16 protein-coding genes, 1 tRNA gene and 1 riboswitch are annotated in these 19,550 nt (G+C 64.1%); of the genes, 5 read left to right on the top strand and 12 right to left on the bottom strand.

Annotated elements, in window-relative coordinates:
- Positions 1-2 precede the first annotated feature (2 nt).
- The gene (locus QF092_RS18300; protein WP_281466255.1) at positions 3-1,247 is read left to right on the top strand and encodes an L-rhamnose isomerase; all 1,245 of its coding nucleotides are present in this window, start codon (positions 3-5) and stop codon (positions 1,245-1,247) included.
- 11 nt (positions 1,248-1,258) lie between these two features.
- On the opposite strand, the gene QF092_RS18295 is transcribed toward QF092_RS18300, so the two are convergent.
- The 11 genes from QF092_RS18295 to gltX form a co-directional block, all read right to left on the bottom strand.
- Positions 1,259-2,974: a sensor histidine kinase gene (locus QF092_RS18295; RefSeq protein WP_281466253.1), complete on the bottom strand. Its 1,716-nt coding sequence runs from the start codon at positions 2,972-2,974 to the stop codon at positions 1,259-1,261.
- A 252-nt stretch (positions 2,975-3,226) separates the two neighbouring features.
- Positions 3,227-3,302 (bottom strand) — tRNA-Ala (locus tag QF092_RS18290).
- 58 nt (positions 3,303-3,360) lie between these two features.
- Positions 3,361-3,810 (bottom strand): thioredoxin family protein, encoded by a 450-nt coding sequence (locus QF092_RS18285; protein WP_420026482.1) that lies wholly within the window; start codon positions 3,808-3,810, stop codon positions 3,361-3,363.
- Positions 3,811-3,988: 178 nt separating this feature from the next.
- Positions 3,989-4,306, bottom strand: a complete 318-nt coding sequence (locus tag QF092_RS18280; protein ID WP_281466249.1) for a DUF3775 domain-containing protein — start codon at positions 4,304-4,306, stop codon at positions 3,989-3,991.
- 58 nt (positions 4,307-4,364) lie between these two features.
- Positions 4,365-4,682, bottom strand: a complete 318-nt coding sequence (locus QF092_RS18275) for an AzlD domain-containing protein (RefSeq protein ID WP_281466247.1) — start codon at positions 4,680-4,682, stop codon at positions 4,365-4,367.
- Positions 4,679-5,374 carry an AzlC family ABC transporter permease gene (locus tag QF092_RS18270; protein WP_281466245.1) on the bottom strand — a complete coding sequence of 232 codons (696 nt, stop codon included), beginning with the start codon at positions 5,372-5,374 and terminating at the stop codon, positions 4,679-4,681. Before QF092_RS18270 ends, QF092_RS18275 begins: the two co-directional genes overlap by 4 nt.
- A 232-nt stretch (positions 5,375-5,606) precedes the next feature.
- Positions 5,607-8,447: an aminomethyl-transferring glycine dehydrogenase gene (gcvP, locus tag QF092_RS18265; RefSeq protein WP_281466243.1), complete on the bottom strand. Its 2,841-nt coding sequence runs from the start codon at positions 8,445-8,447 to the stop codon at positions 5,607-5,609.
- Between the two features lie 127 nt (positions 8,448-8,574).
- On the bottom strand, positions 8,575-8,934 hold the full coding sequence (gcvH, locus tag QF092_RS18260; protein WP_281466241.1) for a glycine cleavage system protein GcvH: 360 nt from the start codon (positions 8,932-8,934) through the stop codon (positions 8,575-8,577).
- A 9-nt stretch (positions 8,935-8,943) separates the two neighbouring features.
- A complete protein-coding gene (gcvT, locus tag QF092_RS18255; RefSeq protein ID WP_281470093.1) occupies positions 8,944-10,008 on the bottom strand; it encodes a glycine cleavage system aminomethyltransferase GcvT in 1,065 nt (354 codons plus the stop codon).
- A gap of 212 nt (positions 10,009-10,220) precedes the next feature.
- A riboswitch (glycine riboswitch) is annotated at positions 10,221-10,327 on the bottom strand.
- 94 nt (positions 10,328-10,421) lie between these two features.
- Positions 10,422-11,846, bottom strand: coding sequence for an MATE family efflux transporter (locus QF092_RS18250; RefSeq protein ID WP_281466239.1), 1,425 nt, complete (start codon positions 11,844-11,846; stop codon positions 10,422-10,424).
- A 113-nt stretch (positions 11,847-11,959) separates the two neighbouring features.
- Positions 11,960-13,297, bottom strand: a complete 1,338-nt coding sequence (gltX, locus tag QF092_RS18245) for a glutamate--tRNA ligase (RefSeq protein WP_281466237.1) — start codon at positions 13,295-13,297, stop codon at positions 11,960-11,962.
- A gap of 86 nt (positions 13,298-13,383) precedes the next feature.
- On the opposite strand from gltX, the gene QF092_RS18240 reads away from it, so the two are divergent.
- The 3 genes from QF092_RS18240 to QF092_RS18230 all read left to right on the top strand — a co-directional run bounded on the left by QF092_RS18240 (position 13,384) and on the right by QF092_RS18230 (position 16,018).
- Complete coding sequence (locus tag QF092_RS18240; protein WP_281466235.1) at positions 13,384-13,821, top strand: metallopeptidase family protein; 438 nt, start codon at positions 13,384-13,386, stop codon at positions 13,819-13,821.
- A 130-nt stretch (positions 13,822-13,951) separates the two neighbouring features.
- Positions 13,952-14,887 (top strand): MBL fold metallo-hydrolase, encoded by a 936-nt coding sequence (locus QF092_RS18235; protein ID WP_281466233.1) that lies wholly within the window; start codon positions 13,952-13,954, stop codon positions 14,885-14,887.
- A 165-nt stretch (positions 14,888-15,052) separates the two neighbouring features.
- A complete protein-coding gene (locus QF092_RS18230; RefSeq protein WP_281466231.1) occupies positions 15,053-16,018 on the top strand; it encodes a 1-phosphofructokinase family hexose kinase in 966 nt (321 codons plus the stop codon).
- Between the two features lie 161 nt (positions 16,019-16,179).
- Here QF092_RS18230 and QF092_RS18225 read toward each other — a convergent pair whose 3' ends face one another.
- Positions 16,180-17,844 (bottom strand): NAD+ synthase, encoded by a 1,665-nt coding sequence (locus QF092_RS18225; protein ID WP_281470091.1) that lies wholly within the window; start codon positions 17,842-17,844, stop codon positions 16,180-16,182.
- A 146-nt stretch (positions 17,845-17,990) separates the two neighbouring features.
- Here QF092_RS18225 and QF092_RS18220 point away from each other — a divergent pair, with 146 nt between their 5' ends.
- Positions 17,991-19,535 carry a 2-isopropylmalate synthase gene (locus QF092_RS18220; RefSeq protein WP_281466229.1) on the top strand — a complete coding sequence of 515 codons (1,545 nt, stop codon included), beginning with the start codon at positions 17,991-17,993 and terminating at the stop codon, positions 19,533-19,535.
- Positions 19,536-19,550 lie beyond the last annotated feature (15 nt).

Here is a 19,550-nt window from a genome sequence, read left to right as displayed (position 1 = left end):
CCATGACCACAGCTTATGAACAGGCCCGCGCGGCCTTTGCCGAATGGGGCGTGGATACCGAATCCGCCATGGCCACCCTCGCGCGCATCCCGATCTCGGTCCATTGCTGGCAGGGCGATGATGTCGGCGGCTTTGAACGAAAATCCGGCGCCTCGGGCGGCGGGATACAGGCCACCGGCAACCATCCGGGCCGCGCCCGCACCCCCGATGAACTGCGCGCCGATCTCGATTTTGCCTATGGCCTGATCCCCGGTCGCCACAGGCTGAACCTGCACGCCTTCTACATGGACACGGACGAAACCCCCGACCGCGACCAGATCGAACTGCGCCACTTTACGCCGTGGCTTGATTGGGCGCGTGATCGGGGCATTGGCCTTGATTTCAACCCCACCTTCTTTGCCCATGCAAAGGCCGACGACAACCTCACCCTGTCGCATCCCGATGCAGGCATCCGCGATTTCTGGATCGAGCATGGCCAGCGCTGCCGCGAGATCGCGGCAGGCTTCGGCAAGGCGCAGGGCTCCCAATGCGTCATCAACCACTGGGTGCCCGACGGATCAAAGGACATCCCCGTCGACCGCATGGCCGCCCGCGAAAGGCTCTGGGCCTCGCTCGATCGGATGCTGACCCCGCAGCATGACCGCGCCCATATGCTTGACGCCGTGGAGTCAAAACTTTTCGGCATCGGCGTCGAAGCGATGACCGTGGGCAGCCATGAATTCTACCTCGGCTATGCCATCCACCGTCGCATCGCGCTTTGCCTCGACATGGGCCATTTCCACCCCACCGAAAGCGTGGCCGACAAGCTTTCCGCCGTCGCCCTTTCGGTGCCGGACCTCCTTCTCCATGTCTCGCGCCCGATGCGCTGGGACAGCGACCATGTAATCCTGCTCAATGACGACATCCTCGCCATGGCGCAGGAACTTGTCTTCGCAGGCCTTCTGCCCCGCACCCGCATCGGGCTGGATTTTTTCGACGCCACCATCTCACGCACCGCCGCATGGGTCATCGGTGTGCGCAACATGCAAAAGGCGCTGCTGCGCGCCCTTCTGCTGCCGCAAGACAGGCTCAAGGCCGCCGAGGCCGCGCTTGACTTCACCCAGCGCCTCGCCTTGACCGAGGAATTGAAAGACCTCCCCTTCGCCGCCATTTGGGCTGAACATTGCGCCCGCGCCGACCGCCCGACGGGTGCCACTCTCGTGGCCGATCTCGCGCGCTATCAGGCATCGGTTGCCGGGCGCGGCTGATCCCGCGCCCCTTACTCGGCCTCCACCGGCACCCGGATCATGACCAAAACCCGCGTGCCGCGCCCCGGCGCACTGTCGATGCTGATCTCGCCATCCATCAGATCGACCAGCCGCCGAACAATGGTCATCCCCAAACCGCTGCCGCCAAAGCGCCGCGCCGTGCTGGCATCCGCCTGCTCGAATGTCTCGAAGATCCGCGACACCTGCTCTTCGGTCATCCCGATGCCTGTATCCGCCACCTCGAACAGCACCCGATCCGGCTGGTTCGCCCGCACCTTCAACCGCACCGACCCGCTTTCGGTGAATTTGATCGCATTGCCCACCAGATTGTGCAGCACCTGCACGATCCGCGTCTCATCCCCCTTGCGCAGATAAAGACCGCCCGAGGAATGCAGGATGTCAAAAGTGATCCCCTTCCCCTGCGCCGTCGCCGCATGCAACGCTTCCAACCGGTCGACCGAGGCGCGCAGATCGAACACCCGCGCATCCAGAACCATCTTCCCCGACTCCACCTTCGCAAGGTCTAGGATATCGTTCAACAGCGACAGAAGGCTCCACCCCGACGCCCTTATGGTGGACAGCATCTTTTTCTGGCGGCTGTCCAACTCCGTCTCGGCCAGCAAATCCGCCATCCCCAAGACGCCATTCAACGGCGTGCGGATCTCGTGGCTCATATTCGCCAGAAACTCCGATTTCGCCCGGCTGGCCGCCTCCGCCGCCTCTCGCGCCCGTGTCATCTCGGTCACATCGACACGCAGGCCGACCCGCCCGCCATCCGCTGTCCGCCGCTCCAGAACCTGCACCACCGTGCCATCCGGCAAGATCTGCCGCACCACCGCCTTCGACGCTGCAACATTCAACTGCTCGGCCAGCCAAGCCTCTTCCCGCCCCACAGCCTCCAGAAACTGCCCCTGCGCCAGCCCGTGCCGCAAGATATCCTCAAACCGCGCGCCCGGCAGAATGGCCTCTGCGCTGCGGGCATAAAGCTCGCGGAACCGTCTGTTGGCGATCACCAGCCGATCCTCGCTGTCAAAGGACACGAACCCGTCGTTCAGCCCCTCCACCGCATTCAAAAGCTGCTGCCGCGTTGCCTCCAGATCCGTCAACCGCCCCTGCGATTCCACCAGCGCCGCGGCCAGTGCCGTATCGGCCCGCGCCTGTTTGAACAGGTTTTCCGCAATGTTGTAGATATACAAAACAAAGGCGATGATCAGCAAAGCCAGCCCGTATGGCCCCGCCCGCTCAATTTCATTATGTGCAATCGACCAGATGACGAATGAGGTCGAAATCAACACCGGCCAAAGCATCTGCAACGTGTAAAGCGGCATCTTCCCGAATGCGTTTGTGATGTGGATGAACACACCGCAGGTCCAGATCAAGCTCAGCGCGACAACCGCCACATCCGTGTTGGTCGACATGATCATCGCCGGGATCATGTAAAGAAAGGCCAATCCCGCATTCAGCGTCCAATGCAGCCCGAAGAACCACAAGGGCACCGGCCCCCGCCACGCCATTTCCCGCTTGTAAAGAAAGTTCGAAACGCCCTCGGCAATCAGGATCGCCAGGCCACAGGCCAGCGCCGCCTCCATCTCGTCGATAAGAAAGATGATGGTCAGGAAAAACCCTGACATGCCCAACCGCTTTGGCAGGTCACGCATGTCGATCGGTCGCAGAAGGTTCGACTCCTCCCGGAACCGATCCTTCAGACGTTTCCTTCCTGCCGTCATCACGGCCCGCTCCACCCCATCAAATTCCTCCCAGTCAGCGGCTGATGCACCGCTAATGAATATGAATCGCCCTGTCGCGCAAACTCTTTTGATTAACGGATCGAACTTTCAGAATCTTCGTTCCAACGGCCCGCGCTTCCGCGATTTCCGCCAAATTGCGCCGCGAAACCCCACATGCGCCCATCCGCCGCCACTCTCACAAGGCGGATCAGCCCGAACAAGGTCAAGCTTTTCTATCGTGAAGGATGAGATTGGTGGAGCAGAGGGGGATCGAACCCCTGACCTTATCATTGCGAACGATACGCTCTCCCAACTGAGCTACTGCCCCATCCGCGCGCGCCTTCTCGCGCAAAGCCTGTGCCTTGTCAAGCGACGGCCCCTTGACCTCAACCGCGCGCCATCGCGACATGCGACCGCACGAAATCCACGATCTCCGCCGCAGGTCGCGCCCCGGCAATCCGCGCCACCTCGCGCCCGCCCCGATACAGGATCAGGGCCGGAATGCCCCGGATTGCTGCCCGCTGCGCCACCGCCGGATGCGCCTCTGTATCCAGCTTGCCAAACCGCACCGAAGGGGCCAACGCCTTCGCCGCCTTGGCAAATTCCGGCGCCATCATGCGGCACGGCCCGCACCACGCCGCCCAGTAATCCACCAAAAGCGGCAGCTCATCCCCCCGCACCGCCTTGTCATGCGCGGCGGCGTCCAATGCCATCACCCGGCCATCCAGCAGCGCCGCCCCGCAGACCCCGCATTTCGGCCCCGCCGCCAGCCGCGCCGCCGGGACCCGGTTCATCTGCCCACAGTCTCCGCAGCACAGCTTCACCCCATCCGCCATCGCGCCCTCCATCAAATTCAACTTATCGCATATGTTGGACGCAAAACGCCAGATTCAACCCCTTCAACTTGGCCAAAATACGCAGAGGGGGTGAATTGGCCGCAAGGCAAAGAGGGCGCGAATGCGCCGACGACACGCAAAGACGTGCGGCGGCACGCCGCGCCGTGACAGGCGTCTCCTAAAGGAAATCGCCCTCGACTTCCGTCACATCTATGCCCAGCGCCTCAAGCCCCGCCTCAAGGTTCTCGGCCAGATGCGGCATGCCCATCAGATATTGATCCGTGGGGATCGTGGCCTCCGTATAGGCCGTCTCCACCGCTGTCTCATAATCCTCAGGTTCAAAAGCCCCCCGCCCGATCCAGGCGATGGCCGTCAGATGCGCCTTCTCGTCATCGTTCAGACCGTCGATGAAGGCATGCAGCTCCTCTTCCGCCGCATCCCCCTCGCGGAACTGGTAAATGATATGCACAACCTTTTCAGGGCTGATCTCCAGCATGGCACGACTCCCTTAGGTCATGCTCTATGGTTGCGCCGGATGCCCTGCCATGCAAGCCCTAACCGGCCAGCGCAAAGCCCGCCGCATAGGCCACGGCCCCTGCCAGCGTCGCAAGAACGACCGACCGCCGCCAGACCCAGACCGCGATCACCGCCGCCGTGCCCAAAATCGGGGCCAACACAGTCCCTTCGCGCAAAAACGGCAGGCTGGATGCCACAAACAGCGTGGCAATCGCCGCGGGCCCGACGGCGGCAAGGAACCGCGCCAGAAGTCCGCCCTCCGACCCGCCCCCCAACCCAAAGCGGATGGGCAAATAGCGAAACCCCCAATTTGCCGCCCCCACCAACAGCGCCAGCACCAGCACATCCCAACTCATGCTCGCCCCCGCAGAACTCCGGCCAAGGCACCGGCCAGCATTCCGCCCAGAATGCCCGTCGTCGCCGAAACCGCCAGCGTGCCGCCCACACAGGCCAGCCCCGCCACCAAGATCACCGGCACCTGTGGCCGCGTCAGGATCGACAGCAGAAGTGCAAGGAACAGCGCAGGCAGCAGAAAGGAAAACCCCGCCTCCACCACCGGCCACCCGGCCAGCGCCCCATCCCCCGCCATGGCCCCCGCCAGCGTGCCCGACACCCATGCCGCATAGGCCGGCAGCCCCAGCCCGAACATCCAGGCCTCGGCAAAGCGCCGCCCCCGCGCCATCTCGCCCAGCGCCGCGCCAAAGACCTCATCCGTCAGGCCCCAGCCCCAGGCCCAGGCATAGCGCCGCCCCGCGCCTTCCCCCGCCGCCTTCATCAGCGCCGGGCCATAAAGCACATGGCGCAAATTCATCGCGATCAGCGTCGCCGCCGCCACCGGCAGCGCCGCGCCCGAGGTGATCAGCGCCAGCGCCAGAAATTGCGACGCCCCCGCATAGATGATGACCGACAACGCCGTCGCCCCAAGCGGCGTAAGCCCCGCCCCCACCGCCGCAACCCCAAAGGCAAAGGCGATCGGAAAATAGCCCAGCGCGATCGGCACCGCCGCAACCAGCCCCGTGCCGAAAGTTCCGCCCCACCCGTTGCCCAAGATGCCCCCCATGCCTAGCGCTGCGCAGGGCTACCCGCCCCGCGCCGCCCCGTCAATCGCGCCCCACCCCGCCCAGGATGGGCAACATTGCCCTTCCTACCTTGCACTCCCCCTCCGCATTCATGCACCAAAACCAAAAGGACGCACCCGAAGGTGCGCCCATTTGTATGCACAACTGTCTGCACAATATGCGGCACAGGTCACGGCACCGTCCTGGGATCAGGGCGCCGCCTCATTCCGCCGCTTGGGCATAGCTCTCCACGGGCGGGCAGATGCAGATCAGGTTGCGGTCGCCATGGACATTGTCCACCCGCCCCACGGGCGGCCAGTATTTGTCCACCCGGAACGCACCGGGGGGGAAGCAGCCCTGTTCGCGCGGATATTTCCGCGTCCAGTCCGCCACCAGATCCTCCACCGTGTGCGGGGCATGGCGCAGCGGGCTGTCCTCGGCGGAAATCTCTCCCTTTTCAACGGCTTCAATCTCGGCCCGGATCGCCATCAGGGCGGTGATGAAACGGTCGATCTCGGCCTTCGTTTCGCTTTCCGTCGGCTCCACCATCAGGGTCCCCGCCACCGGCCAGCTCATCGTCGGCGCGTGGAACCCGTTGTCGATCAACCGCTTGGCGATGTCGTCCACCGTTACGCCAAACTCCGCAAACGGCCGCGTATCAAGGATGCATTCATGCGCCACCCGCCCCTTGTTCCCCATGAACAGGATCGGATAGGCCCCCTTCAACCGCGCCGCGATATAATTGGCGTTCAAGATCGCCACCCGCGTCGCCTGCGTCAGCCCCTCGCCCCCCATCATCAGGCAATAAGCCCATGAAATCAGAAGGATGGAGGCCGAACCAAAAGGCGCGGCACTGACCGGACCTTCCGTCCCCCCGGTTTCGGGATGCCCCGGCAGATAAGGCGCCAGATGCGCCTTCACCCCGATCGGCCCCATGCCCGGACCGCCGCCGCCATGCGGAATGGCGAATGTCTTGTGCAGGTTCAAATGGCTCACATCCGACCCGATCTCGCCGGGCTTCACCAACCCGACCAGCGCGTTCATATTTGCCCCGTCCAGATAGACCTGCCCGCCATGGTCATGGGTAATCTTGCAGATCTCCTTCACCGTCTCTTCGAACACCCCATGGGTGGACGGATAAGTGATCATGCAGGCCGCCAGATTTTCCCCTGCTTGTTCCGCACGTTGCCGGAAATCATCCAGATCCACGTCGCCATTCGGCGCCGATTTCACCACCACGACCTGCATCCCGGCCATCTGTGCGGAGGCGGGGTTCGTGCCATGCGCCGATACCGGGATCAGGCAGATGTTCCGGTGCCCCTCGCCCCGCGCACGGTGATAGGCCTGAATGGTCAAAAGCCCTGCATATTCCCCCTGCGCGCCGCTATTGGGCTGCATGGAAAAGGCGTCATACCCCGTCACCTCACACAGCTTGGCCGTCAAATCCTCGATCGCCTCGCGATAGCCTGCTGCCTGATCAGACGGGGCAAAAGGATGCAGTGTGCCAAATTCCGGCCAAGTGATCGGCATCATCTCTGCCGCCGCATTTAGCTTCATCGTGCAGGACCCCAACGGGATCATCGCCCGGTCCAACGCCAGATCGCGGTCCGACAGACGGCGCATGTAGCGCATCATCTCAGATTCCGCGCGGTTCATGTGGAATACCGGATGGGTCAGATAGTCCGACTGCCGCACCATCTCCATCGGAAAGCCCAGCGTCGCCCGATGCGGCGGCACGCCATCAATCCCAAAGGCCCGCAGCACACGGATCAGCACCTTCTCATCCGTCGTCTCGTCCAAGCTGATCCCCACGCGATCACTTCCGATCTTGCGGAAATTCAACCCTTCATGCCGCGCGGCAGCCAGAATGCCTGCCTGCCCGACACCCACCTCCACCGTGATCGTGTCGAAAAACGCCTTGGGCGACACCTTTGCCCCCGCCGCCTTCAGCGCGCGCGCCAGACGGTTCGTCAGGAAATGGACCCGTTCCGCAATCGCCCGCAGGCCCTTCGGTCCGTGGAACACCGCATAGAAGGACGCCATCACCGCCAGTAGCGCCTGCGCCGTGCAGACATTCGAGGTCGCCTTCTCGCGCCGGATATGCTGCTCGCGCGTCTGCAAGGAAAGGCGATAGGCCTTATTCCCCCGCGCATCGATGGACACCCCGACAATCCGCCCCGGCATCGCGCGCTTATAGTCGTCCTTGCAGGACATGAAGGCGGCATGCGGCCCGCCATAGCCCATCGGCACGCCGAAACGCTGGCTCGACCCGATGGCGATATCCGCCCCCATCGCACCGGGTTCTTTCAGGATGGTCAGCGCCAGCAGATCGGTCGCCACGATGGCCACCGCCTTCGCCGCATGCAGCGCTGCGATTTCCTTTGTGAAGTCAATCACATGCCCATAAGTGCCCGGATATTGGAAGATCGCGCCAAAGACCTGCTCCGGCACCAGCTTCGCCGGATCGCCCACGATCACCTCAATCCCCAAAGGCAGGGCCCTTGTGCGGATCACCGCGATGGTCTGCGGATGGCAACCATGATCGACAAAGAAACCCCGCGCCTTCGACTTGGCCACCCGCTCCGCCATCGCCATGGCCTCGGCTGCCGCCGTCGCCTCGTCCAGCAGCGACGCATTGGCCACCGGCAGCCCGGTCAGATCGGCCACCATCGTCTGGTAATTCAACAGCGCCTCAAGCCGCCCCTGAGCAATTTCGGGCTGATAGGGCGTATAGGCAGTATACCACGCCGGGTTTTCCAGAATGTTGCGCTGGATCGCGGGCGGCGTGACCGTGCCGTAATAGCCCTGCCCGATCAGACTGGTCATCACCTTGTTGCGCGCACCGACAGCCCGCATTCGCGCCAGCAATTCATGCTCGGACAAGGGCGCCCAACCTAGAGGTACGCTCTGCCGGATCGCAGCCGGCACCGTCTGGTCGATCAATTCGTCCAGTGTCTTGACCCCCACAACCTTCAGCATCTCGTCCATTTCGGCGGGCGAAGGGCCGATATGGCGACGATTGGCAAAGTCATAGGGGTTGTAGTCGACCGGGGTATAGCTCATGGCGCGCACCTTGGATTGGGAAGGCGGGGGATTGGGGAAGGCGGGCACGCAGGCGCCCACCAAATTCCTTCGATGGAACTTGCAAAAGTTTCCGAAAAACTCTTGCCCTTCAACGGCCTGACGGGGATCACCCGATCAGGTCGTTATATTCATCCTCGTCCATGAACTGATCCAGCACGGACAAATCATCAAGCTTCATCTTGAAGAACCACGCCGCACCCGTCGGGTCCTCATTCACAAGGCCCGGATGATCCGTCAGCTTGGAATTGACGGCGACGATCTCGCCATCAACCGGGGCAAGGATGTCGGACGCGGCCTTCACGCTCTCGATCACCACGACCTCGTCGCCCGCAGCGACCATGGTTTCGGTCTCGGGCAATTCGACAAACACCACGTCGCCCAATTGCGTCGCGGCATGCTCGGTGATCCCGACGACGACCAGATCGCCCTCGACCCGTAGCCATTCATGTTCTTCGGTGTATTTCATCGCGCATCCTCAACGCTTGTAGGTGGTGGGATTGAAAGGCATGTCCGCAACGGTCAGGGGCTGCCGTTTTCCGCGCAACTCCCCTTCGATCACCGTTCCGATTTTCGCATAAGACGCGGGCACATAGCCCATGGCAACAGGGGCCTCGACGCTGGGGCCAAACCCGCCCGAAGTGATGCGACCAAGCGGCGTGCCATCTGTCGCAAACAGCTCCACCCCCTCGCGCATCGGCGCCCGGCCTTCCGGGCGCAGTCCAACGCGGCGGCGCTCCGGCCCCTCGGCCAATTCCCGCAGGATGCGCGCGGCACCCGGGAACCCGCCCTCGCGCGCCCCGCCTGCGCGCCGCGCTTTCTGGATCGCCCAAGTCAGAGCAGCCTCGACAGGGCTCGTCCCTGTGTCGATGTCATGCCCGTAAAGGCACAGACCCGCCTCAAGCCGCAGGCTGTCGCGCGCCCCAAGGCCGATGGGGGCCACGCCCTCTTGCGCCAAAAGCGTCCGGACAAACCCTTCCGCCCCTGCCTCCGGCACCGAAACCTCAAACCCGTCCTCGCCGGTATAGCCGGACCGCGACACCCACAGCTCGTTGGATTGCCACGGAAAAACCCCCACATCCATGAACCGCATAGCCGCCACCTCCGGCACCATCGCCGCCAGCGCCGCTTCCGCCCCCGGCCCCTGCAGCGCAATCAGCGCACGGTCGGCGATGAACTCCACCTCTGCCACATCCGCCAGATGCGCCCGCATATGCGCCACATCGGCCTCCTTGCAGGCGGCATTGACGACGACAAACAGATGATCCCCCCGATGCGCGAACATCAGGTCATCAAGGATGCCCCCCGTCTCATTCGTGAAAAGCCCGTATCGCTGCCGCCCCTCCGCCAGTCCCAGCACATCGACGGGCATCAGCGCCTCGAACCCAAGGCACAGCGCCTCCATCCCGCGCTTGGGGCGCAGGATGACCTGCCCCATATGGCTCACATCGAACAGCCCGGCGGCGGTACGCGTGTGCAGATGCTCCTTCATCACGCCCGCCGGATATTGCACCGGCATCTCATATCCGGCGAAGGGGACCATCTTCCCCCCCAATTCCACATGCAGGTCATGAAGACCCAATCGCTTCAGGTCGGACACGCGTCCCTCCCCTTCCAAAGCGCCGGTCTTTGCAACGCGGCACCGCCCGGACAGGCCGATCCCTGTCCTACGATGCCCCCTCTGTCCCTGCCCATTGGGGCGCCTGAGATCGTTATCCCTTCGGCGGGCGCAGCTGCGCCACTCTCCAGAGTTCTTCGCCAGCAACGGTCCTGTTGCCTGAGAGTTTACCGGGGCGGTTGCTCCTTCGGCACCGGCTCCCACGGGGTTGCCCACGTGCGCCGGATTCTCCCGATGCTGACGCAATCTGGGTAACCCGACTGGCACATGTCAGGCAAGGGGAATTTCGGATACGACGGTATACAATCCCTAACCGACATGCAGGCCCGCCGATCGGCTCAGACCTTCGCCCCCGCCGCCACCCGGTCAACCACCCGCAGCGCCAGCCAGACGGCCAGAATACCAAACAGCACCCCGCCCAGCGCCTGACCGATCAGCACGCCCTCCGCCCCCCACCAAAGACCCAAGGCCCAGGCAAATGGCACGGTCCCGATCGTATGCCGCCCCCAGTTCACCATCGTGGACTGCATCGCCGCGCCCAGATTGTTGCAGGTCGCATTGGCCACAAAGATCAAGCCGTTGAAGAAGAACAGCAGGCTCAACGGCCCGCAGAAGAGAAAGATCAGATCGCGCGTCAATCCCTCGGCATGGAAGGCAGCCGCGATGTATCCCCGCGCCATGAATAGCAGCGCCGACATGGCCACAATCACCAGCCCGGCGAACAGGATCGAATCCCAAAAGGCCCGCCGCACCCGGTCCATCTTCTTCGCGCCAAGGTTCTGGCCGATGATCGGCCCCACCGCCCCCGACAGCGCAAAGATGATGCCAAAGGCCACCGGGGTCAGCCGCCCCGCAATGGCCATCCCGGCCACCGCAGCCTCACCATAGCCCGCCACCATCCGCGTCACGACCGCCTGCCCAACCGGGGTGGCCAACTGCGTCAGAATCGCTGGCCCGGAAATCGCGAACAAAGGCACTGAGGCGGCCGCCACACTCGCCCCCGAAGGCCGCCCGAACCCGCCATAATGCCGCCAGATCGGCCACAGCGCCATGCCCGCGATGGCCGCCCGCGACCCCCATCCCGCCAGCGCCGCCCCCGTAAGGCCAAGGTCCGCCCAAAGGATCAGCACCGGGTCCAGCGCCGCCAGAACGATGGCCCCCCAAACCGTCACCATCATGCTGCGCCGCGCATCTCCATGCGCCCTAAGCACCCCCGCCCCGATCATGCCGATCATCAAAAGGGGCTGCGACGGGATCAGCACCCGCAGGAAATGCAGCGCCTCCGCCGCTGTCCCGCCCGTTGCCCCCAAAAGCCCCACGATCGGCGGCAACAAAACCCAGACCAGCGCCGCAAAACCCGCGCCGAACCCCGCACCCAGCAAAAGCCCCTCGGTCGTCCGCTGCCGCGCCAGCGCAAAATCCCGCGCCCCCACCGCCCGCGACACCAGCGCCGACACGCCCACCGAAAGCCCGATCCCGAAGGCCGTGGTGAAGAACAACACCGCCCCCGCATAGCCGATGGCCGCCGTCTTCTCTGGGTCCTGCAACCAGCTGATATAAAGCATGTTGATCAGGTCCACGACGAAGATCGCCATCAACCCGACCGACGAGGTCAGAGACATCACCGCAACATGCCGAAACAGGTTCCCCGTCACGAATTTCGCCGTCACGGGTGCCGCTTCGCCCACCGCACCAGTCTCGCCATCAATCGTCGCCGCCACCTTTGCCCCCAATGCCGGAAACACGCCGACCGGCCTGCACATTTGCTGTCTGCGAATATCCCACGGGGGTCCGGAAGTGTGCCCCCCGGTCCGACGCATCAGACTTCATCAAGGTCGCCAGTAAAGCGCCCGGGTCTTCACCCGGAAGCCTAAGGTCACCCCGCCTTCACCACCTTCAGCAAGGGCATGACCTCGGCCATTTCCGGCCCATTCGCCCGCCCCGTCAGCGCCTTACGCAAGGGCATATACAGCGTCTTGCCCTTCCGCCCCGTGGCGGCCTTCACCGCCTCGGTCCATTCGCCCCAGGTGGCCCGCGTCCATGGCCGCGCGGGCAGCATCGACACCGCCTGCCGGATGAACTCTTCATCCCCCGCCTCGACCATCGGCTCGGCCCCATCGCGGAACAGCGCCCACCATTCCTCCAGATCGGCCAGCACCGTGATATTGCCCTTGGCCACATTCCAGAAGGCCTCTGCCTCCTCCGCCGGCACGCCCAGCGCCGCGATCCGCTCTGCCACGGCGGCAAAGGGCAGGCCCTGCACATGCGCGCGCGTCAGCGGGAATAGGTCCTCGGCATCAAACTTCGTCGGCGCCGCCCCGAAAGATCCCACATCGAACCCGTCGATAAGGTCTTGCATCGATGCCGCCAGTTCCACCGGTTTCGAAGACCCCAGTCGCGCCATCAACGACATCAGCGCCAAGGGCGCCACGCCCCGCGCCCGCAGGTCGCGCAAGGACAGCACACCCAGCCGCTTGGACAATTCCTCGCCCTGCGGCCCGGTCAGCAGGCTGTGATGGGCAAATTGCGGCGGCGTGCCGCCCAGCGCCTTCATGATCTGGATCTGCGTGGCCGTGTTCGTCACATGGTCCGCGCCCCGCACGATGTGGGTGACCCCCATATCCACATCATCCACCGACGAGGCAAAGGTATAAAGAACCTGCCCATCCGCCTTGATCAGCACCGGGTCCGACACGGACGCCGCATCAATCGAAATGTCCCCGATGATCCCATCGCGCCACTCGATCCGCTCCTGATCCAGCAGGAACCGCCAATAGCCCTGCCGCCCCTCGGCCCGATAGGCTGCCTTCTGCTCCTCGGTCAAAGACAGGGCCGCCCGGTCATAGACCGGTGGCCGCCCCATGTTCAAAAGCTTCTTCCGCTTCAGGTCCAGCTCGGTCGGCGTCTCGAAACATTCGTAAAACCGCCCCGCCGCCTTCAACTGCTCGGCGGCTTCGGCATAGCGCGCCAGACGCTTCGACTGCTGCTCCACCCGGTCATAGCGGATGCCCAGCCAGTCCAGATCCTCCATCAGCCCGTCGATATATTCCTGCTTCGACCGTTCCTGATCCGTATCGTCCAACCGCAAGATGAAGGTCCCCCCCGCCTTGCGGGTGATCAGGTAATTCATCAACGCAGTGCGCAGATTGCCCACATGGATATATCCGGTGGGCGACGGCGCGAAACGGGTGGTGACGTTGGACGGCGTGGTCATGGGAAAAACGGGCTCCGTTGGACCCCCGTTCCTCTTTCATAGGCGGGCGCTTTTGTCCATATCTGGGGGCAAAGCAAGGGGCCGCCATGACCACAGCCGACAATCCCGATCCGCAAGCCCCCGGCTGGGATGCCTTCCCCGCCCCCGACCTCGCGCTTTTCGAACAGCTTGCCCATGAGGCGGTGGTCAACCTGCCTCAGCCTTGGCGCGACCATGCCACCCACGTGGCGCTGCGCATCACCGACTTCCCCCCCGATGACGTCCTCGAAGCGATGGGAATGGAAGACCCCTATGAACTCACCGGCCTATATGAAGGCACGCCGCTGACCGAAAAATCGGTGATGGAACAGCCCACCCATCCCGATATCGTCTGGCTCTTCCGCCGCCCGATCCTTGAAGAATGGATCGATCGCGGCGATGTGGGCTTGGGCGATCTGATCGCCCATGTCGTGGTGCATGAACTCGCCCATCACTTCGGCTGGTCCGACGACGATATCGCCCGCATCGACCCATGGTGGGAGTAGGCTGGGGCCGCCCTCCCACCATCACCCGCACATGCCCTGTGCAGGGCTGCGCAACCCCTGACAAAGCCGTGACTGGCCCAACCCGCCCATCGGCCTATCCTTCCGGATAGTCACAACCCCGGAGGATGCCATGACGACCCCGACCCTCTCGCGCCGCAAAGCGCTTTTTGCCGGTGCCGCCCTTCCCCTCGCCGCGCCTGCGCTGCTCAGCGCCCGCCCTGCCCTTGCCGCTGCGCCGCAACAGGGCGCGATGCACGCCCCCTTCCACCGGGTGACCTTGGGCGGGTTCGAGGTGACCACCGTCCTCGCCGGCACCCGCGCCGGGGATAAGCCGCAGGAAACCTTCGGCATGAACGTGGCACCCGAGGAATTCGCCGCCGTCTCGGCCGCGAATTTCATCCCCGCCGACAAGACCTTCAACTTTTTCACCCCCGTCGTGGTGAACACAGGGTCGGAACTGGTCCTCTTCGACACCGGCCTTTCCGCCGCAGGCACCACCGCCGCACTGGCCAGCGCCGGGATCACCCCCGATCAGATCGACATCGTTGTGATCACCCATATGCATGGCGACCATATCGGCGGCCTGTCAGGCGAAGATGGGGCGGCGACCTATGCCAATGCCCGTTATGTGACGGGGGCCACCGAACATAACAACTGGTCCGCCGCCGCGAATGAGAATTTCGATGCCAAGGTGAAACCCCTGAACGACAAGTTCACCTTCCTCGACGATGGCGGCGCAGTCGTCTCGGGCATCACCGCCATGGCGGCACCCGGACATACGCCGGGCCATTTCACCTATATGCTGGAATCGAACGGCTCACGCATGGCGATCCTTGCCGATACGACCAACCACTATGTCTGGTCGCTTGCCTACCCGGATTGGGAGGTGCGCTTCGATCAGGACAAGGCACAGGCCGCAGCGACCCGTCGCCAGATTCTTGGCATGCTGGCCGCCGACCGCATCCCCTTCGCGGGCTACCACATGCCCTTCCCCGCGATCGGCTTTGTCGAGGCAAACGGCGATGGCTTCCGCTACGTTCCGGCCAGCTATCAGCTGATGCTTTAAGCTCCGCGATTTCTGACACAGAAATCGCCCCGAAATCTGCGCGCAGATTTCGACGCGGAATTTGCGTCAAATTCCGCTTGCCCCAAAAGGCACGGGGGGCACCGCTTGCCCCCCGTGCCCCGTTAGCGCTATCATGCCGCCCATCGCCAGACGAAGAGCCGCATCATGCCTGACACGCCTCCCTCCCCTCAGGCCCCAATCCTGACCCTCACCCTCAACCCCGCGCTCGACATGGCGTCTGCCGTGCCCGTCATGGTGCCGGATGAGAAACTCCGCTGCTCTGAACCCCAGCTTGACCCCGGCGGTGGCGGCCTCAATGTTTCGCGCGCTGTCCACGCCCTAGGCGGCGAATCCCTCGCCCTTGTTGCCCTCGGAGGATTGACGGGTGACCGTCTGGCCGAACTGATCCGCCGCGAAGGTGTCATGTTTCTCGGCATCACCGGCCCCGGCGAAACCCGGCAAAGCCTTACCGTGAATGAAGCCTCGACTGGCCGCCAATATCGCTTCATGTTGCCCGGCCCCGTCTGGCATCAGGAAGATCAGGACCGCGTCTTCATGCTGTTGCGCGCGGCTGGAAAACCCGGTGGTTTTGCCGTGATCTCCGGCAGCCAACCCCCAGGCGTGCCGATGGATTTCCCCGCCCGCCTTGCCGCCGCCATGGCGGGGATGCGCGTCGTGCTGGACACCTCCGGGGCTGCGCTGACACAGGCCGTCGATCATCCGATCCCCGATCTTGAGGTTCTCCGCATGGATGGCGAAGAGGCCGAGGCGCTGGCCCGCCGCCCCCTTGAAACCCGCGCCGACACCGCCGATTTTGCCCAATCCCTCGTGGCGCGCGGCGTGGCAAAGAAGGTGATCGTCGCCCGTGGCGCCGATGGTTCCGTCCTTGCCGATGCAAAGCAGCGCATCTTCGCCAAGGCCCCCAAGGTGCAGGTCCGCTCCAAGGTCGGCGCAGGCGACAGTTTCGTGGGCGGCTACACGCTCGCCCTCGCCCGCGGGCAATCCGAGGCCGAGGCGCTGGCCCAAGGCGTCGCCGCCGCCGCCGCCGCCGTCATGTCCGACGCCACCGAATTGTGCCGCGCCGAAGATGTGGCCCGCCTTCTGCCCGAAGCGGCGGTCAGCGCCGTCTGATCCTCCGAAGGGCCATGCCGCACGCCCGACCCACCCCCCGGGGCTTTGCCCCGGACCCCAGAGTATTTGGGCCAAGATGAAGCCAATCCTCTTCTTCTTGAAAGAAAGATGCTCTGGGTGACGCCGCCACAGGCCGCGTGGAGGCAGCGCCCCCGTGGTCCTCAGGCCCCGCTTTGATCCCGCCAGCGCATCACCATCGGATAGCGGCGATCCAGCCAAAAGGCCTTTTGCGTCAGCCGCACACCGGGGGCGGATTGGAAGCGCTTCCATTCGCTGGTGTAAAGCAACCCCTCCACCCGTTTCACCGTGGCAAGGTCATGCCCCTGCGCCACGATTTCGGCCACCGAAAGCTCTTTCTCCACCAAGCCTTCAAGGATCGCGTCCAGCACCGGGTAAGGCGGCAGCGAATCCTCGTCCTTCTGATTGTCGCGCAATTCGGCGCTGGGCGGCTTGTCGATGATCCGGGGCGGGATGACCTCGCCTGTGGGACCCTTCATCCAAGGGCGATGCGTTTCGTTCCGCCAGCGGCAGGTGTCGAAAACCCGCGTCTTCCACAGGTCCTTGATCGGGTTATAGCCGCCATTCATATCGCCATAGATCGTGCAATAGCCCACCGCCACTTCGGATTTGTTCCCCGTGGTCAGAAGCATCGCCCCGAACTTGTTCGACAGCGCCATTAACAAAAGACCGCGCAGCCGCGACTGGATGTTCTCCTCGGTGATCCCCGGTTCCGTCCCGGCAAAGAGCGGCCCCAGCGCCTCACCCACCGCCTCTTGCGGCCCCGAAATCGGGATCGTGTCCAAACGGCAGCCCAGCCGCCCCGCGCAATCCGCCGCATCCTCAAGGGAATGGGCCGAGGTGAAGCGTGACGGCAGCATCACGCAATGCACATTTTCAGGACCAAGCGCATCGGCGGCAATCGTCGCCACCAGCGCGGAATCGATCCCGCCCGACAGACCCAGCACCACCTTGGAAAACCCCGACTTCCCCAGATAATCGCGCAGACCCACGGTCATCGCGTGATAATCCGCCTCCGCCACCGGCGGCACGGGGGCAAGCATCCCCTTGGCTGCCACCCAACCCTCTGGCCCGCGCGTGAAATCGACATGGGTCACGCAATCCTCGAACTGCGGCATCTGCACCGCCAGATGCCCGCCGGGGTTCAGCACCATCGAACAGCCGTCAAAGACCTGGTCATCCTGCCCGCCGGTCATGTTCAGATAGACCAGCGGCAGCCCCGTCTCCACCACCCGCGCCACCATCAGGTTCAGCCGCAGATTAGGCTTTCCCCGGTGATAGGGTGATCCGTTGGGCACCAGCAGAATCTCGGCCCCTGTTTCGGCCAGCGTCTCGGCCACGTCGGGATGCCAGCTGTCCTCGCAAATGGGCGTGCCAATGCGGACCCCGTTCACCACATAAGGCCCATGCACATCGGCCGGCGTGAAAAGGCGCTTTTCGTCGAACACCCCGTCATTGGGCAGATGATGCTTCAGAACCGTCGCTGCCACCCGGCCGCCCTGCAAGACATAATAGCCGTTGTAAAGCCGCCCCTCGCGCAGCAAGGGCCCCCCGATGCCCAGCGCCGGGCCATCCGCGCAGTCCCGCGCCAAGGCCTCCACCGCCGCCATCGCATCGGCCACAAAGGCAGGCTTCAGGATCAGGTCCTGCGTCTGATATCCGGTGATGAACATCTCGGTCAGCGCGGCCATATCGGCCCCTGCCGCCTTCGCCTGATCCCAGACGGCCCGCGCCTTGGCGGCATTGGCGGCAATCGCCCCAACCGTGGGGTTCAATTGCGCCAGCGTAAGGCGAAAGGTATCGGCCATGCGCGACGGTTCCCTCATGTTCTCCCCCTCGTTCTAGCAGAACCCTTGCCGAGGGAAAGGTGCCCGACTTGCGGCAAACCGGACCGACGGCTAGGCTTTGCCGGGGCCTTGGCAAAAGGCGGCGCAGGAACGGGCGGGTGCAGGCGATGCGGATCGGACAGGTGATGGTGGCCGTGGTCATGTCGGCAGCATTGGCAGGGGCCCTCCCCGCCGCCGCGCAAGACGAAGGCGAGGTCATCACCAAGCAATATGATGACGGCTCCGTCTATGAAGGCACCTTCCGCGACGGGCTTCAGCACGGCATGGGCACCTATCGCCTGCCCAATGGCTATGAATATTCGGGCGAATGGGTCGACGGGCAGATCACTGGCACGGGCCGCGCCACCTATCCCAATGGGGCGGTCTATGAAGGGGCCTTCCTCAATGGCCAACCCGAAGGCAAGGGCCGCATCACCTATCCCGACGGCGGCACCTATGAAGGCGATTGGCTCGCAGGGGCCATCACCGGCAGCGGCACCGCGACCTATGCCGATGGCACCACCTATACCGGCCAATTCACCGCAGGCCGGCATGAAGGGCAAGGTATCCTCGAAGGTCCGGGCGGCTATCGCTATGAGGGCACATGGGTCGCGGGTCAGAAAGAGGGCACGGGCAAGATCATCTATCCCGACGGCGCGATCTACGAAGGCAACCTCAAGGCGGGCCAGCGCCAGGGGACCGGCATCCTCACCCTGCCGGATGGGATGACCTATCAAGGCAATTGGGCCGAAGGTCAGATCAACGGCCAAGGCAAGCTCACCTATGCCAATGGCGATATCTACGAGGGTGGCTTCCGCGACGGGCTGAAGGATGGCTCCGGCACCCTCACCTTCGCCTCGGGCGATGTCTATCAAGGCGCTTTCGCTGCCGATCAACGCAGCGGTCGCGGCACCTTCCGCAGCAAGGACGGCTATATCCTTGACGGCATCTGGTCCGAAGGCGCGCTGAACGGTCAGGGCAAGCTCACCTATCCTGACGGGTCGGTCTATGAAGGGGCCTTGCGCGACGACCGCCCCGAAGGCCGTGGCCGCATCACCTATCCCGATGGCGCCACCTATGACGGCACATGGGCCGCAGGCGCGATCACCGGCCAAGGCAAGGCCACCTATCCCGGCGGCGCGGTCTATGAAGGCCGCTTCGCCAATGCCCAACCGGACGGCACCGGAACCATGACCCTGCCCGATGGCTATGTCTACACCGGCCAGTGGAAGGCAGGTCAGCGCGAAGGCAAAGGCACCGCCACCTATCCCGATGGCACGGTCTATGAAGGCGAGTTCCGCATGGGCCAGCGTCACGGCATGGGCAAACTCACCATGCCCGATGGCTTTGTTTACGAAGGCCAATGGCAGATGGGCGAGATTCACGGCCAAGGCCGCGCCACCTATCCCGGCGGCGATGTCTATGAAGGCCTGTTCGAAAAAGGCAAACGGCAAGGCGCGGGCAAACTTACCTATGCCTCCGGTCAGGTCGCCGAAGGCAACTGGCTTAACGGCATCCTCGTCGCCCCGCCCGAAACGCCCCCCGCAACCGAGGCACCCGCCCCCGCAGACACGGCCAGCCCGTCAGAAGGCACAGCGCAACCCGCTTCCCCAGCCACCCCCCCAACGGAGCCCGCGCCGCCCACCGAAGGCACGGCCCCCGCAACCCCCTGAAACCCGTTCCGCAAC

This window comes from Fuscovulum ytuae (assembly GCF_029953595.1).
In the GTDB taxonomy this organism is placed as follows: domain Bacteria; phylum Pseudomonadota; class Alphaproteobacteria; order Rhodobacterales; family Rhodobacteraceae; genus Paragemmobacter; species Paragemmobacter ytuae.
The sequence above is the reverse complement of the archived record's forward strand: the minus strand, read 5'-3'. Positions and strand labels throughout refer to the sequence as shown.